The organism is Pseudomonas sp. GW101-3H06 (assembly GCF_059424605.1).
This window is the reverse complement of sequence record NZ_JBWKZO010000001.1, coordinates 3,897,206-3,913,283: the sequence shown is the minus strand read 5'-3', so window position 1 is coordinate 3,913,283 and position 16,078 is coordinate 3,897,206. Positions and strand designations below refer to the sequence as shown.

Here is a 16,078-nt window from a genome sequence, read left to right as displayed (position 1 = left end):
GTCGGCCCCTCGGCCAACTGTATCTCGCCCATCGACGCAGGTCTGCATTCGATGCCCCCGGCATGACGCTTGCCAAGCCTAATCTAATTCCAAAAAGATATTTATTTACATTTTTTAAGATCGATTAGCTTTATACGTTCTTGAGAGCGCTACGTTTACCACCTGGTGCTTGACCGATTTTCTACCTTGGGCCGGGGAGCTCCTGTGACCACCATTCAAACGTCTTTGTCGACTGCACGCATTGAGTCCTTTCAAAGATTTTCGCCACCGTCCGACAGCCCCGCCGATGACAGTGATGTCGTACTCGAACTGCGCGACGTCACCAAGGCCTATCTGCGCAAAGGCGCGCCGGTCGCGCCCGCGGTCAGCAACGTCAGCCTGAAGGTGCGTCGCGGTGAAGTGCTGTGCCTGATGGGCACGTCCGGCAGCGGCAAGTCGACGTTACTGCGACACATCAACCGCTTGATCGAGCCCAGCAGTGGCGAGGTCTTGATCGACGGACAAGCCATCAGCGGCTTGAGCAACCAGGCCCTGCGTGCCCTCAGGTCGCGACGTATCGGCATGGTGTTTCAGCATTTCGGCCTGCTGCCCCATCGCACGGTTCTGGACAACGTGGCGCTGCCACTGGAGCTGCGCGGCGAACCCGAGTCCGTGCGCCATGCGGCGGCCATCGAACAGTTGCAGGCGGTAGGCCTGGACGGTTGGGGCGAGCATTACCCTCATGAACTGTCCGGTGGCATGCAGCAGCGTGTGGGGTTTGCCCGGGCGCTGGTGACCAAACCCGATATCCTGCTGATGGACGAGCCGTTCAGCGCGCTGGACCCGACCATCCGCCGCGATCTGCAAAGTCACTTTCTTGCCCTGGCCCGTGAGCGCGGAATCAGCACTTTGCTGGTCACGCACGATCCGGCGGAAGCCATACGCCTGGCCGACCGTATTGCCGTGCTGCGCCAAGGCCGGCTGGTGCAGTTGGGCACGCCCGAACAATTGCTCGAGCAACCCGCCGATGCCGAAGTCGCAGACTTTTTCCGCGACTGCACGCCAACGCCATCGGCGCTGCAACGTCCGGACAGCATTCGCACCCCGACGCCCCAACGCCAACCCCGTCAGTCATCTGCCAATCACGGATTTCTCCACTGGCAAGCGCTGTTGCTGGGGCCGGCAGCCCTGGCGGCGCGGGGTAGGGGCGGGTTGTTCTGGTTGACGTTCGTCGCCGAACTCGCCGCATTGGCGGTTGCGGGCCAAGGCCTGGCCAGCGCGTCATGGCTTGCAGTGCTTGCGGCCGTGTCCGTGTTCGGTGCCAGCCGCTTCAGCGCGATCTCGCTCAGCCGCCAAACTGCGCGGCAGACGACGGGCTGGGGGCTGCCTTTGGCATTGCTGCTGGTCAGTCAGGCCCTGGTGATCTGGCGCGTCATCACCCCCGATACCCCCCATGCATTGCTGCAGTTCCCGGAAAACCGCCAATGGCTGTTGCTGACGGCGGAGAGTATCGATCAATTCATCGGTTGGTCCCAGGTGACCTTCGAAGGCGCGTTCGTCGGCGTGATCGTTGCCGTGCGCACCGTCATCGAAGGCATTGAAAATCTGCTCGGCTGGCTGCCCTGGCCGGTGTCGGCGCTGGCCGTGGTGTTCCTCGCCTGGCGCTCGGCCGGCCTGGCACTGGCGCTGACCAGCGGCGTTGCATTGTTGTACATCGGCCTGTTCGGCTTCTGGGAACACACCATCGCTACCTTGGCGCTGGTAGGTTCTTCGGTGTTGATCGCCCTGGTCATCGGCGTGCCGACCGGCATCCTGCTGGCGAAGCGGCCGCTGGTGCGGCGCCTGTTCACACCCTTGCTGGATGTCATGCAGACATTGCCGACCTTCGTGTACCTGATTCCCGCCGTGGCGTTCTTCTCTGTCGGCAAGACCCCGGCCGTAATCGCCACGGTGATTTTCGCCCTGGCGCCGATGATCCGCCTGACTTCGCTGGGTCTCCAGGAAGTGCCCAAGGATGCGGTCGAGGCGGCGGTCGCCCACGGTGCCAGCCCTTGGCAAACCCTGGTCAAGGTGCAACTGCCACTGGCACGTCGCTCGCTGCTGCTGGGGATCAACCAGACCATCGTCATGAGCCTGTCGATGGTGGTGGTCGCTGCGCTGATCGGCGCCGGCGGCCTGGGGTATGACGTCATGACGGCGCTGCGCAATATCAAGGGCGGCGAGGGCATGCTTGCCGGCGTGGCCATCGTGCTGTGCGCGCTGATACCGGATCGAATCATTCAATCGAGCTTGCGCAAGCAAGATCACCTGCACAACCCACAGTGAGACTTATCGTGAACACACATTTTTCTCGTACGCTTGGTGCGGCCGCGTTGCTGGCCTCTTTAATTCTCCCGGCAACCGCCATGGCCAAGGACAAAATCGTCATCGGCGAGCAGAACTGGACGGGCGCCATCGCCATTCAACACATCTTGGGCGAGGTGATCAAAACCCGGCTCGATGGCGACGTCTCGTACCTGGCCGGGGATGTCCCGGTGCTGTTCAGTGCCGCCGCCAAAGGCGATGGCTCGGTCGACGTGCTGACCGATATCTGGCTGCCGAATCAGTCGGCGGCCTGGGCCAAATACGTCACGGGCGGCAGCACGTCGCTGGTTCCAAACGTTCAACCCTATGCCGGAGAGCAAGGGTTTTATATCCCGGGCTATCTGCAGGACAAGTACGGGGTCAAGTCCATCTATGACCTGAAGAAACCGGAAGTCGCCAAGCTTTTCGAACCCTTGGGTGGCGGCAAGGCGCAGTTACTGGTCGGGCCTGCGGGCTGGGAGTCGACCTACATCGGCCAGATCAAGGCCAAGGATTACGGTTTCGCCGATAAATTCGAGTCGGTGTCCACGGAAGCCTCGGTGACTTACGCCAAACTGGCCACGGCCTACAAGGCACAACGCGGCGTGGTGTTCTATGCCTACACCCCGGACTGGATCTTCTCGGCCTTTGACCTGCGTCGTCTGGAAGAACCGGCGTTCGATGGCTATGCCCAGGACAACAAAAAAGGCGATCCGCTGTACAAGGCCGACGGTTGCTGGAAATTCATCAGCCCGACAGTCGATCCGGACTGGTTGAACAAGAGCCGGATCACCTGCGCCTTCCCGGATGCCAAGGTGTATGTGCTGGCCTCTGCGGCCCTGCAAAAACGCGCGCCGAAGATCGCCGATTTCTTGCATAACTTTGCCATTGCACCGGCGCAGCTCAATGACCTGATCCTGAAGATCGAAAAGGAAAAACAACCGGCTGACGTCGCTGCCAAGGCGTGGGTCCAGGCGAACGGCGCCACCGTGGATCAATGGCTGGCCGCCTCGGCGCCGAAAGTGAGTGCAGCGCAATGAGTGACCTCTCCTTGCGCTTGCTCGACGGCGGCATGGGACGCGAATTGCAGCGCATCGGCGCGCCATTTCGACAGCCTGAATGGTCAGCGCTCGCGCTGATCGAGGCGCCGGAATTTGTGCTCCAGGCGCATCAGGCATTTGTGGATGCCGGTTCCCGAATCATTACAACAAACAGCTACGCGGTGGTGCCTTTCCACATCGGCGAAGAGCGCTTTGCCAAGCAGGGGCGAACGCTTGCCGACCGGGCAGGGCGTCTGGCCCGTCAGGCGGCGGCTGTCGGACGTGAACCGGTCACCGTGGCCGGTTCGCTGCCTCCGGCGCTAGGGTCGTATCGACCGGATCTCTTTGATCACCAACGCTCGGTGGCGATCCATCGCGAGCTTATTGCCGGGTTGCAGGCTCACGTGGATGCCTGGCTGGCGGAAACCCAAAGTTCCATCGCTGAAGTGCGGGCGGTGGTCGAGGCGCTCGATTTCGATATGGAAACCAAACCGCTGTGGGTGTCCTTCACGCTGCTGGATGAAACGGGCGAGCCGCCTCGGTTGCGTTCCGGCGAACCGGTTGCCGAGGCGGTGCGTGTGGCAGTCGAACTGGGGGCAACGGCGGTGCTGTTCAATTGCAGTCAGCCGGAAGTCATGGCGGCGGCACTTGCCGAGGCTCGCGAGGTTATTGAACGTCTCGGCCAAGCGATCGAGCTGGGGGTTTACGCCAATGCCTTCCCGCCGGTCAGCACCGAGGCCAAAGCCAATAGCACCTTGCTGGAGATTCGTCGTGACCTGGGTCCTGAAGCCTACCTGCACTGGTCGCGGTCGTGGGTCGCCGCCGGAGCCAGTATCGTTGGCGGATGCTGCGGCATCGGGCCTGAACATATCGCACAGTTGCACTTGCATCTGCTGCCACAACAGGAGGATGTCCGCGCATGACGGATTTTCAGCTGGACGCGGTTGTTGAACAGGCGACATTTGGCGCCGGTTGTTTCTGGGGCGCTGAAGCGTCATTTCGGGCATTGCCGGGGGTGCAGGATACGCGGGTCGGGTTCGCACGACCGGCCAGTGGCGAGCCGGTGTCGATCGAAGTGGTGCAGGTTGATTTCGATGCGCGGGTGATTGCTTACAGTCGCCTGATCGAGCATTTCTGGACGCTGCATGATCCGACTTCGGTTGATCGGCAGGGCGCTGATGTCGGGGTGAAATATCGGTCGGCATTGTTTTTCAGTTCTGCCGAGCAAGAGCAGTTGGCGTGGGCCGCCAGGCGGGCGCTGGAGGCTTCGGGGCGATTGGCCAAGCCGGTGGCCACGGTGATTGTGCCGCTGGGTGAGTTTGAACTGGCGGGTGAGGAGCAGCAGCGTTATCTGGAGAAGCATGGGGGGAGTGCCTGTTCGATCTGATTGTGCAGCGGGTCAAAAACCACCAATACCTGTAGGGGCGCTCACCTGACGCAACAGACCAGTCACCGAACCGACCGCACCAAAATCGATTCGTCGATCTGATCAATGGACGTCACCCCGGTCAGCGTCATCGCCACACGCATCTCCTTGGCAAAAATATCCAGCATGTTTTCCACCCCGCGCTGGCCATCGGCGGCCAGCGCGTAAGCCATCGAACGTCCCAGCAAAACCCCTTTCGCCCCCAGGGCCAACATGCGAACGACATCCAGCCCCGAGCGGATGCCCGAGTCGACGAGCACGCTCAGATCGTTGCCTATCGCCTGCATGATCGGTGGCAAGGCGTTGGCGGTGGAGAGCACGCCGTCGAGCTGGCGGCCGCCATGGTTCGAAACGACAATCCCGTCAGCACCGAAACTCACCGCATCACGGGCATCCTGGGGATCGAGAATGCCTTTGATGATCATCGGGCCTTTCCAGAATTCACGAATCCATTCCAGGTCGCTCCAGCTGATCGACGGGTCGAAATTGTTGGACAGCCAGCCTATGTAGTCCTCAAGCGTGACGGCTTTGCCCAGGTACCTGGAGATGTTCCCCAGGTCGTGTGGGCGCCCCATCACGCCGACGTTGAAGGCCCAGTCGGGGCGGGTCATGGCCTGGAGCATGCGACGCGACGAGGCGTAAGGACCGGACATGCCCGAGTGGGCATCCCTGTACCGGGCGCCGGGGGTGGGCATGTCGACGGTGAACACCAGGTTCTGCACCCCGGCGGCTTGCGCACGCTCCAGGGCGTTGCGCATGAAGCCGCGATCTTTGAGTACATACAGCTGAAACCAGATCGGCTGTTGAGCGTTTGCCGTGACTTCCTCGATCGAACACACCGACACGGTCGACAGGCACAGCGGGATGCCTTTGTTTTGCGCCGCCTTGACCGCCTGCACCTCGCCACGACGGGCAAACATCCCGGTCAGCCCTACCGGCGCCAGCACGATGGGCATCGCCAGTTTTTGGTTGAAGAGTGTGGTGTCCAGGCTCAGGCTTTCGACATTTTTCAGGATGCGCTGGCGCAGGCTGACGTCACTCAAGTCGGCGCTATTGGCCCTCAACGTATGCTCTGCATAAGCGCCTCCGTCGATGTAGTCGAACAAAAAACGGGGGAGTTTGCGGCGTGCCGCTTCGCGGTAGTCCGATGCAGAAGAGATGATCATAGTGTGCAAGGCCTTGATCTGATGAGTGAGGGCTGAGCCGTCGAGTCCAGGCGTCAGGTTAGCGTATGCGAGCTGTGTTGCGCTCGTTTCAAACCCGCTCCTTCGTACTCTTTTTGCTACCTCGATCACTGGGCCGGCAATATCGCTCGATGATCTCGAACAGTCGATGGGCTACACGGATGCGAATGTCATGGAGATTGTCGCGCTGGTGGCCATGTACTCCCTGACGAGCTTTTTCAATAACGTGTTCGATCCCGAGAAGGATTTCCCTGCCGTTACGCCGGCTGGTTCGATCTGATCTCTATCCGCTCGCATCGACCCTCTATGGGAGGGGGCTGTCATTGGAATATCACACCAAAGCCTGGATGCTCCCGCCAAGCGTGGCGGGAGCATCCAGGCTGTTGGCGTGGTCGAGAACTCCAGAAGAGCGAAATGTCCTGCCTCTAAAGGTGAACGGAGGCATCAAGCGTGGTGACGGCATTACCGGGAGTGGGCGCCGGGTCATGCAGCAACGAATAGCCTCGGTCCAGTAACGTGCGACCGATAAAGCGCGATCCCACTTCATTGAGGTGCGAATCATCCAGGTACAGCAATTGACCCCGGATAATCGGGCTGCAAACGCCTGCCGTACAGATCACTTGATTGGGGTCGATAAAGCGCACCTGCGGGAACTTCACCTTTATGTCGGCCCAATAGGGCGCTGCGGTACTTTGGGTGACTGTGCAACTGTGGTCGGTATCGAACATCAAATGGCGGATCGGGCAACTGGCGGCTTTTTCGATGTGTTGATTCCTCAAAATGACGATGACCTGGTCGCTGTGCTCCACCGCCCGTTTGATACTGGCTTCGACGATGTCCTTGGCGATCGCGTCCCTGGGCCAGATCGCCGCCAGTACCACATAGCGGTAATGGTTCTGCTCGATCAGGTTGAACGCCCGTTCGTTGCGTTTTGCACAATGCTCGGCATAGGTTGCGGACATGTCGACGGTGTAGCCGATGATCGGCGGACACGAGTCCATGGTGTAGTCCATGATCGAGAGGTTATCCGGCTTGGCCAGCAGATCGACCATGCCGGTGAAGTGATTGGCAAACGAATCACCGATCATGATCCCGTCCAGTTGTTCCTTTTCAGCTCCCAGGCGACAGCTGTCATCGGGTTCTGTTTTGTACAGCGCATTGGTCACGTGGCAGCCCTTGCGGATCTCGCTCGGCTTCTGCAGGGTCATGGCTTCCAGTCGCGAAACATCAGGGCTGAACCGATGCGTAAAGCCGTTGAATTGCACACTCAGCACCGCCAGCGTGGCCAGGCCCAATGCCGGAAGGGCGAATCGACGGTAGAAGACCCGGGAAAAATTCCAGGTGGCTCCGCTGCGGCGAAAGGGCACCTCGACATAACGCCAGGATAGCCACGCGAGGGTGATCGAGACCGCGATCAGCATCGCCCCCACAGGCAGATCGATGGGAATTTCCAGGTAACTCAGGTAGGCAATCAACGGCCAGTGCCACAAATACAGCGAATAGGAAATCAAGCCGATGAACACCATGGGCCGGCTGGTGAGCAAGCGCGAGCGCGTGTTGCCGCTTCCGGCCAGGATCAGCAACGCGGCACCCAGGCACGGGATCAGCGCGTTGATCCCGGGGAAGGTCGAGTTGGCGTTCAGGGCAAACAGTGAAAAACCGATCAGCAGCAAACCCGCCAGAGCCAGGCCATGGGCGGTCAGCTTTGCGATGACGCGCGGTTGATGCAGATAGATCGCCAGCGCCCCGCCCAGCATCAATTCGAAAAAGCGCGTAGGCAGCAGATAGTAGGCGGCCGTCGCAAAGACCCCGGTCGCGTATTCCGACGCGCCGACCGCTGCCACCACGCCTAGGGCCACGATCGGCAGCACGTAACGCGGCGCCAGACGATAGAGCACCACAATGAACAGCGGCCACAGCAAGTAAAACTGTTCTTCGATACCCAGCGACCAGGTATGCAGCAGGGGCGCTTCACTGGCGTCAGCGGCGAAGTAATTACCGTATTTGACCCAGATGTAGACGTTCGAAACGCCCAACAGAGAGAGCAGCGTGCTGATGTTGAGCCGGATCAGGTCGACCGGAGAAAGGATAAATGCCCCGACGATCGCCGTCGCCACCAACACCGTGACCAATGCAGGCACGATGCGATTGATTCGCCTCTGATAAAAACCCTTCACTGAGAAGGTGTTGCGCTTGACCTCGGAATACACCTGGGAAGTGATCAAGAACCCGGAGATGACAAAGAAGATGTCCACGCCGACGAAACCGCCTGGCAGCAGGTTGGTGTTGAGGTGGTGCAGCAGTACCGCTATCACCGCCACAGCCCGCAGTCCATCAATGTCAGAGCGGTACTTGCCTTGAGCCATGAGCCTGTCCATCCCAGAATTGTCCGTGTACGGATGTCCGCCCATGACCGCGATTGTCAATATTTGGACACTTTCCGCCTTATCTATCACTTGTAGTTGGGAAATTGACGGTTGGCAAAATTAATAGGAAATAACGGCGCCGGTTCACGGGGTGTCCCAAGCATTTGAAACACTGGCAGGTGTGTTGACGGCGACAACAGAATTTCGCCAAGCCACCACAACCCCCAGCATCGGTCAGATGATTCCCATGGTGGGGGCGCGAGTGGCCTTCAGACATTTTCCCCGCTTGTGAGAACTATGCTCTCTCTGCCAGTTGGTTTCCGGAACCATAGTCAGCGTGTTCCGGGTTGAAAGTGGTAGGCGGGCTCCCACAGATTCAGATCAGCGGCATCGATCAGATCTGTTCCAGCAACCAGGTACGGAATGCGATGAGTGATGGCAGCCTTTCGTTACGTGGCGGATACGTCAGGTAGTAACTGCGCTGACTGGCGAAGGGCTGGCCGAGGCTGATCAGTTCTGCGTTGGCCAGCTCGTCGGCGACCAGGATACGCGGTACCAGGCCGATGCCGATGCCGGCCCTCACGGCCTGGATCAAGTGCGAGGTGAGTTCGAAGCTCGGCCCCAGCCGCATCATTCGATGGGGCAGGCTGTGGTGGCTGAACCACTCGCCCCAGACGTTGGCGTTATTCGCGACGTTGAGCAGCGTCTGTGTGCCAATGCGCTCCGGTGTCCAGGTGTCATGGGCCGCCGCCGCTTGTGCAGACATGATCACCATCAATTCTTCGGTGTGCAGGCGATGGCTGATCAGGCCCGGCATGTCGGCGTTGCCGACGACAATCGCGGCATCGATGCCGCTGGTCTCGAAGTCGATGGCGTCGATCCGGGAATTGATGTGCACCAGCATCCCGGGATGGGTTTTGTAGAAGTCGTGAAGGCGTGGCAATAACCACTTCGAGCCGAACGTTGGCAAGGTGGCCAGGCGCAAGGTTCCGCTTCCCGACTGATAAGCCATCGCTTGTAACGTGGCGCTGCGGATGCGTCCGAGCGCTTCGCTCAGTTCCCGCTGATAAAGGCGGCCGACATCGGTCAACTGCACCTGCCGGCCTTCGCGGCGAAACAACGTCAGGCCCAGTTGCTGCTCCAGCGCCTGGACCTGTCGGCTGACCGCGCTTTGAGTCAGCGAGAGTTCCACCGCGGCGCGTGTGTAGCTTTCATGGCGAGCGGCGGCTTCAAACGCCAGCAGCAATGACATGGAAGGGGTGAGGTGGCGGTAATTCATTCGTAAAAGTCATCGATAGCGGCAAGATTATCCGTTTGTCCGGCGCCGGAGCCTGCAGGATCATTGGAACACTGACAACCTGAGGCTGACCGATTAATGCCCGGGCGACAAGTGTTTTGATTTTTCCGTGATTCGACCGACAAGAGACCATCCCGAGATGATCGCCCAGCTGCCCACCGCTGCACCCGCGCCACAATACCCGGAATTTCTTCAAGCCCTGCGGGCCAGCGGCTTTCGCGGTCAGCTCAGTACTGATTACGCCACCCGGACCGTGCTGGCGACCGACAACTCGATTTACCAGCGCCTGCCGCAAGCAGCGGTATTCCCCCAAGACGCAGACGACATCGTGCGCATCGCCACCTTGATGGCCGAGCAGCGCTTTCGCCAGATCAAACTGACCCCGCGGGGCGGCGGCACCGGCACCAATGGCCAGTCATTGACCGACGGCATCGTGGTCGACTTGTCGCGGCACATGAACGCCATTCTGGAAATCAACGTCGTCGAGCGTTGGGTGCGGGTGCAGGCGGGGGTGGTCAAGGACCAGCTCAATGCCGCGCTCAAGCCCCATGGGCTGTTCTTCGCCCCGGAACTGTCGACCTCCAACCGGGCCACCGTTGGCGGCATGATCAACACGGACGCCAGCGGGCAGGGCAGTTGCACCTATGGCAAGACTCGCGATCATGTGCTGGAACTGCACAGCGTATTGCTCGGTGGCGAGCGCCTGCACACCCAGCCGCTGACCGACGCTCAGCTTGATACGGCCTGCGCGCAACCCGGCCGCATCGGCGAGGTGTATCGCACAGCGCGGCAGATTCAGGAAACCCAGGCCAAATTGATCGAGTCCGTGTTCCCCAAGCTCAATCGCTGCCTGACCGGTTACGACCTGGCTCACCTGCGCGACGAGCAGGGGCGTTTCAACCTCAATAGCGTGTTGTGCGGTGCGGAGGGTTCGCTGGGCTACATCGTCGAGGCCAAGCTCAACGTACTGCCGATCCCCAAGTATTCGGTGTTGGTGAACGTGCGCTACAGCAGCTTCATGGATGCGCTGCGCGACGCCAACGCGTTGCTGGCGCACAAGCCGTTGTCCATCGAAACCGTGGACTCCAAAGTGCTGATGCTGGCGATGAAAGACATCGTCTGGCACAGCGTCGCCGAGTATTTTCCCGCTGACGCCGAGCGCCCGACACTGGGCATCAATCTGGTGGAGTTCAGCGGGGAAGACACCGCGCAAGTGAACGCACGTGTGGCCGAGTTCGTGGCGCATCTGCAGGCGGACACGAGCATCGAGCGGTTGGGCCATACGCTGGCGGAAGGTGCCGCAGCAGTGACCCGCGTCTACGCCATGCGTAAACGGTCAGTCGGGCTGCTGGGCAACGTCGAAGGCGAGATTCGCCCGCAGCCTTTCGTTGAAGACACCGCGGTGCCGCCGGAGCGGTTGGCCGACTACATCACCGAGTTCCGCGCACTGCTGGACAGCCACGGCCTGGCTTATGGCATGTTCGGTCATGTCGATGCCGGTGTGTTGCATGTGCGCCCGGCGCTGGACATGAAAGACCCGGCCCAGGCGGCGCTGGTCAAACCGATTTCCGATGCCGTGGCCGAACTGACACGGCGCTATGGCGGCTTGCTGTGGGGCGAACACGGCAAGGGTTTGCGCTCCGAATATGTCCCGGAATTTTTCGGTGAACTGTACCCGGCGTTGCAATCGCTCAAGGGCGCGTTTGATCCCCACAATCAGCTCAACCCCGGCAAAATCTGTGCCCCGCCGGATGCCCCCCAAGGCCTGCTCAAGGTCAACGAAGTGATGCTGCGCGGTGATCTGGATCGGCAAATCGATGAGCGCGTCTGGCAAAGCTTCGGCAGCGCCGTGCACTGCAACGGTAACGGTGCTTGCTACAACTACGACCCCGACGATGCGATGTGCCCGTCCTGGAAAGCCACCCGTGAACGCCAGCATTCGCCGAAGGGCAGGGCCTCCTTGATTCGCGAGTGGTTGCGCCTGCAAGGTGCGGCCAATATTGATGTGCTGGAAGCGGTCGCAGGCCAATGGTCGTGGCTGCGCGGGTTGCCGAAGCGATTGCGCAATAATCTTGCGCGTTCACGGGGGGAGGAGGATTTTTCCCATGAGGTCTACGACGCCATGGCGGGTTGCCTGGCGTGTAAATCCTGTGCGGGGCAGTGTCCGGTCAAGGTCAACGTGCCGGAATTCCGTTCGCGTTTTCTGCAGCTGTATCACGGTCGCTACCAGCGCCCGGTACGCGACTACCTGATCGGCTCGCTGGAATTCACCCTGCCGTACGTGGCGTACGCACCGAGGCTGTACAACGCGGTGATGGGCTCGAAATGGATAAGTCGCTTGCTCGAACGGCATGTCGGTATGCTCGACAGCCCACTGATCAGCCGCTACAACCTGCAAGCCACCTTGGCCGGATGCAAGGTGGGCATCGCCAGTGTCGCGGCGCTGCGTGAGTTGACCCCGCAACAACGTTCACGCAGCGTGGTGCTGGTGCAGGACGCGTTCACCCGCTACTTCGAGACCCCCTTGCTGGCGTCCTTCATCCAGTTGGCGCACCGGCTGGGCTACCGCGTATTCCTGGCGCCTTTCAGTGTCAATGGTAAACCCTTGCATGTGCACGGCTTCCTCGGTGCATTCGCCAAGGCGGCGATTCGCAACGCCCATCAGCTCAAGGCCCTGGCAGACTGCGGTGTGCCGCTGGTGGGCCTGGACCCGGCCATGACGCTGGTCTACCGTCAGGAATACCTGAAAGTACCGGGGCTCAATGATTGCCCGAAGGTCTTGCTGCCGCAGGAGTGGCTGTTTGATGTGCTGCCGGAAAAGCCGCAGCCTGTTGCGCAGACGTTTCGTTTGCTGGCGCACTGCACCGAAAAGACCAATGTCCCGGCCAGTACTTCACAGTGGGAAAAACTGTTTTCCCGGTGTGGACTCAAGCTGGTGACCGAGGCGACCGGCTGTTGTGGCATGTCGGGTACCTACGGCCACGAAGCGCGCAATCAGGACACCTCGCGAATCATCTTCGAGCAGTCATGGGCCGGCAAGCTGGATAAACAGGGGGAGGCGTTGGCGACCGGGTACTCTTGCCGCAGCCAGGTCAAGCGCATGGCTGACAGGCAACTGCGTCACCCACTGGACGTGCTGCTGGAACATGCGCTGTCGTTGTAAGGGCATGTTGTTTACTCAAGACTCGGGGGGGTATCCGTTTCACCCGCAACGGCTGCTTATGGTTGCCTTCCTACGTCTGGTCCTTCCGGTTTTTTTTGAATCCCCGAAGATTCATGACGCAGAGGCAGATCTGCAGGACGATCAGGGCATACGCTTGTGCGTAGGCCCCCCAAACCACCCACAAGATGTTGCTCAGGATGAAGCAGATGAATCCTGCCATTCTTCTGCGGGGGCGTTGTGACCCGATCAGCCACGCAGCGAGTACCGTTACCAGCATCGCAGGCCATTGAATCCAGTCAACGTAGGCCAAGGGGAGCACCTCTTGGAAATCGCGATCTTCAACAGCTGGACGTGAGATGCACTTTCCCCGGCGTGTCCGATCACAAGTGTGCGCGAAACAGAAATGTGTGCAGGCTGCCATAGCGGCAAGAATAGTCGACTGGCGCGGGATTTTTTCCATGTGGCAGATACGACCTGTTTGCACTGAAAGCGTCAGCGCCCCGAACTTTCTCTGGTTGATTCAGGTCGACAAATTTCCAGCCTCATCCGTGTGCCCCCTGCCTGACGTCGAGGCATCTCGACTGCCGAAGCGTGGCGGTTCAAAAACAAAAATGGTGATAGCGATGAATTGTCTTATCTGTGTCGGCGTGGCGGAGCGCATTAATTGTCACGGCCCGTGGGAGGAGAGGGATTGTCCCGATTGTGGTCGCTATCGGGTTTCCGACGAGCTCCTGTTGACCTTGATGGACCAGGGCCAGATCTTCGATGTCGGCAAAACCAGAGACTGGCTGCAAAGCCGACGCAAAGGCGGTGTTACCCCTTCAATTGAAATTCATGAGGCCTTGTTGCTGCCCTAGCACTTGCCCAGCTCGAGCGAGGTTCGCCAGCTCTGATGGGGGGAGCACCTCTGGTCGGCGGTCATGAACGTGTGTCGAGTTCTGCAGATCCATTCGAAAACACCTGGGAATTTGCGTGCAGGGCAGGCGAGTCCCATCAACCGGTTGATTCACGCAAGGCGCCATTTGAAGCGTCATTGCGCTCGATGGATCCGGATGCCGTTTAGGGAATGGAAACAATGAACCGCCAGCTGAAGTTTGGTATTGAAGAGGAATATTTCATTACCGATCGAGTCACTCGACAAATGCCTGGGACGCTTGCCCACGCGGTGAGTGCCAAATGCAAAACCGAACTGGGCCAAAGTTTCGCGTACGAGATGTTCCAGGCGCAGATCGAAGTGGCGTCGCCTGTTTTCACCGACTTGGCGCAGGCAGCGGATTTTCTCGCTAACGCTCGAGGTACATTGAAGCATGCTCTCCAGTCTTTTGACTTGGGGTTGCTGTGTGCCGGCAGTCATCCCTTGGCGGACTGGCGTATTCAGCACCCCACAGATCAGGATCACTTTCAGCAGCTGTTCAGCGATTTTCAACACGTAGCTCGACGCAGTCTGCTTTCGGGTCTGCACGTGCATGTGGAAATTGCGCATCACCTGGATCGAATTCAGGTCATGAACGAGGTGCTTGCGTGGACACCGATGCTATTGGCCTTGAGCAGCTCCTCTCCATTTTGGGACGGTTGCGATAGCGGATTTGCCAGTTATCGGCAGACAGCCTGTGATGAATGGCCCCGGATGGGCATTCCGGAATTCTTTGAAGATGAACTGGCGTATGAAGCCTACGTTGGTTTTTTGGTTTCAACCGGTTCGATGAGAACCCCAAGTGATTGCTGGTGGGGGGTACGGCCTTCGGCAAGGTTTCCGACACTGGAATTGCGAATGACGGACGCCTGTCCGCGTTTGGATGATGTTTTGACTATTGCCTGTTTTTTCCGATTGATGATTGCCTACGCTATCGAGCAACCTCATCCGGGAGCGACTTACTCGCAGCAATCGCGGTGGATACTGATGGAAAATCGCTGGAGAGCAAAAAGGTCCGGTATCCATGCATCGTTTCTCGTTGAGGGGTACGAGCGGCCTTTCACGATTGATCAATGGCTTTTCCTGGTAGAGCAAATCCTGGGAGAGACCGCTCGATCACTGGGCGTCGAGGACATTTTTTCCCGGGTTCGGCGAATGATCCACTCCGGTACCAGCGCAGACCGGCAACGTTCTGTCTATGAAAGTGCCACCGGTAGGGGCTTGAGTGCCCAGGCAGCACTCTCACAAGTGGTTGATCAGTTGTTGCTGGAAACAGCGTGAGTACCATACTGATCGCGGGGTTCCGAGCTTGTAGACGCGTCAACCGCCACTGACTTTCCAGTGTTTGACATCATCGGCAAATACCATCTGCTTCATCTCATGGGCAATGCCGTAGGCCAGGGATTCGTGTGCGGCGATGACTTTCTCCTCTGCGGACAGGCAATGGAAAATATCGAGCTTGGTCACGGCGTCAGCCGTTTCGAGCATGAAGATTTGCACATAGCGTGCAAGATCATTGTCGAGGCTGGACAGGTATTCCCGCAGTCGTTGATGGTCGACGGATTTCTGGCTGAAGTACCAGTTCATCGGGTGAATCAGAAACCTGGCATGGGGCGAAGTGATGCGTCGACCTGCCGCCAGAAACATGATGATCCCCATCGATTCGATATTGCCGGCGTTAATGGCGCAAAGCGGTACTGGCAAGGACTTGAGGAACGTGTAGAGCGTGAAGCCAAAATTAGTGCTCCCGCCACAGGTGGACAGATTCAGGAGCAGTGAGGTAGCGCCCTGGTCGATAGCTTCGAGGCAGCAATCCCTGAAGCGTTCAGTGGTTGCCTGATCGATCTGGCAGTGAAAATGCACGATGTGTTCTGTCATCGACTGACCTCCTGAGTGTGATGCCTGGAGGGCTTCCTGCAAGGTATTTCAGTTTAGTAAACATTGATCATTGAATCTGAAAATCCGGCATACGGTGCCTCTGTAGGAGGACTTGCCGTCAGTCGAATGAGTGGATTTTCGATGGAACCAATCCTCTGAATCCATTCGTCGCGAGCTTGCTGTTTGCGTTCAAACTTTCGATTTACGGCGTCCTCCGAATTAGACGAGCCCATGCTCGTGCTAACGATGTAGAGGTGAACGGAAATGGCCAATACAGGAAACAACAACCCAGGCGGCTTCTCCGACCGGGACAAAACTTCGCAAGCCGGCAAGAAAGGTGGAGAAGACACGGGCGGAAATTTTGCCAACGATCCACAACGAGCTTCCGAAGCGGGCCAAAAAGGCGGTCAGGCTTCGGGCGGTCAACAGTCGCGCGATACGGATCGCATGACCGGAGCCGGACAAGGTACCCATCGCGCAGGTGAGTTT

Annotated in this window: 13 protein-coding genes and 1 pseudogene; 9 read left to right on the top strand and 5 right to left on the bottom strand. The window is 59.2% G+C overall.

All coding sequences use genetic code 11. From position 1 onward, the window contains the following. Positions 1–240 precede the first annotated feature (240 nt). From AC07ZE_RS17800 to msrA, 4 genes are read left to right on the top strand one after another with little or no spacing between them, the layout of a single operon-like run. Positions 241–2,304, top strand: coding sequence for an ATP-binding cassette domain-containing protein (locus AC07ZE_RS17800; RefSeq protein WP_404940895.1), 2,064 nt, complete (start codon positions 241–243; stop codon positions 2,302–2,304). An 8-nt stretch (positions 2,305–2,312) separates the two neighbouring features. Continuing rightward, positions 2,313–3,362: an ABC transporter substrate-binding protein gene (locus AC07ZE_RS17795; RefSeq protein WP_404940871.1), complete on the top strand. Its 1,050-nt coding sequence runs from the start codon at positions 2,313–2,315 to the stop codon at positions 3,360–3,362. After that, positions 3,359–4,285, top strand: a complete 927-nt coding sequence (locus tag AC07ZE_RS17790) for a homocysteine S-methyltransferase family protein (protein ID WP_207265991.1) — start codon at positions 3,359–3,361, stop codon at positions 4,283–4,285. Before AC07ZE_RS17795 ends, AC07ZE_RS17790 begins: the two co-directional genes overlap by 4 nt. Beyond that, positions 4,282–4,749 (top strand): peptide-methionine (S)-S-oxide reductase MsrA, encoded by a 468-nt coding sequence (gene msrA, locus AC07ZE_RS17785; protein WP_207265990.1) that lies wholly within the window; start codon positions 4,282–4,284, stop codon positions 4,747–4,749. Before AC07ZE_RS17790 ends, msrA begins: the two co-directional genes overlap by 4 nt. Positions 4,750–4,811: 62 nt before the next feature. Here msrA and lldD read toward each other — a convergent pair whose 3' ends face one another. Then, positions 4,812–5,954, bottom strand: a complete 1,143-nt coding sequence (gene lldD, locus AC07ZE_RS17780; protein WP_207265989.1) for an FMN-dependent L-lactate dehydrogenase LldD — start codon at positions 5,952–5,954, stop codon at positions 4,812–4,814. A 166-nt stretch (positions 5,955–6,120) separates the two neighbouring features. Here lldD and AC07ZE_RS17775 point away from each other — a divergent pair, with 166 nt between their 5' ends. After that, positions 6,121–6,252, top strand: coding sequence for a carboxymuconolactone decarboxylase family protein (locus AC07ZE_RS17775; protein ID WP_259331970.1), 132 nt, complete (start codon positions 6,121–6,123; stop codon positions 6,250–6,252). 145 nt (positions 6,253–6,397) lie between these two features. On the opposite strand, the gene AC07ZE_RS17770 is transcribed toward AC07ZE_RS17775, so the two are convergent. Further along, positions 6,398–8,338 carry an acyltransferase family protein gene (locus AC07ZE_RS17770; protein ID WP_207265988.1) on the bottom strand — a complete coding sequence of 647 codons (1,941 nt, stop codon included), beginning with the start codon at positions 8,336–8,338 and terminating at the stop codon, positions 6,398–6,400. A 394-nt stretch (positions 8,339–8,732) separates the two neighbouring features. Continuing rightward, positions 8,733–9,617: a LysR substrate-binding domain-containing protein gene (locus tag AC07ZE_RS17765; protein ID WP_207265987.1), complete on the bottom strand. Its 885-nt coding sequence runs from the start codon at positions 9,615–9,617 to the stop codon at positions 8,733–8,735. Positions 9,618–9,774: 157 nt separating this feature from the next. On the opposite strand from AC07ZE_RS17765, the gene ydiJ reads away from it, so the two are divergent. Then, positions 9,775–12,798 (top strand): D-2-hydroxyglutarate dehydrogenase YdiJ, encoded by a 3,024-nt coding sequence (ydiJ, locus tag AC07ZE_RS17760; RefSeq protein WP_207265986.1) that lies wholly within the window; start codon positions 9,775–9,777, stop codon positions 12,796–12,798. Positions 12,799–12,868: 70 nt separating this feature from the next. Here ydiJ and AC07ZE_RS17755 read toward each other — a convergent pair whose 3' ends face one another. After that, positions 12,869–13,075, bottom strand: a complete 207-nt coding sequence (locus AC07ZE_RS17755; RefSeq protein WP_404940894.1) for a hypothetical protein — start codon at positions 13,073–13,075, stop codon at positions 12,869–12,871. Positions 13,076–13,256: 181 nt separating this feature from the next. On the opposite strand from AC07ZE_RS17755, the gene AC07ZE_RS17750 reads away from it, so the two are divergent. Beyond that, positions 13,257–13,655: a hypothetical protein gene (locus AC07ZE_RS17750; RefSeq protein WP_259331968.1), complete on the top strand. Its 399-nt coding sequence runs from the start codon at positions 13,257–13,259 to the stop codon at positions 13,653–13,655. 218 nt (positions 13,656–13,873) lie between these two features. Next, positions 13,874–14,992, top strand: coding sequence for a carboxylate-amine ligase (locus AC07ZE_RS17745; protein WP_207265985.1), 1,119 nt, complete (start codon positions 13,874–13,876; stop codon positions 14,990–14,992). Between the two features lie 39 nt (positions 14,993–15,031). Here AC07ZE_RS17745 and AC07ZE_RS17740 read toward each other — a convergent pair whose 3' ends face one another. Continuing rightward, the gene (locus tag AC07ZE_RS17740) at positions 15,032–15,589 is read right to left on the bottom strand and encodes an ATP-dependent Clp protease proteolytic subunit (protein ID WP_207265984.1); all 558 of its coding nucleotides are present in this window, start codon (positions 15,587–15,589) and stop codon (positions 15,032–15,034) included. Positions 15,590–15,907: 318 nt separating this feature from the next. On the opposite strand from AC07ZE_RS17740, the pseudogene AC07ZE_RS17735 reads away from it, so the two are divergent. Continuing rightward, positions 15,908–16,012: pseudogene (locus AC07ZE_RS17735) on the top strand (con-10 family general stress protein); the annotation flags it as partial. Between the last annotated feature and the right edge of the window lie 66 nt (positions 16,013–16,078).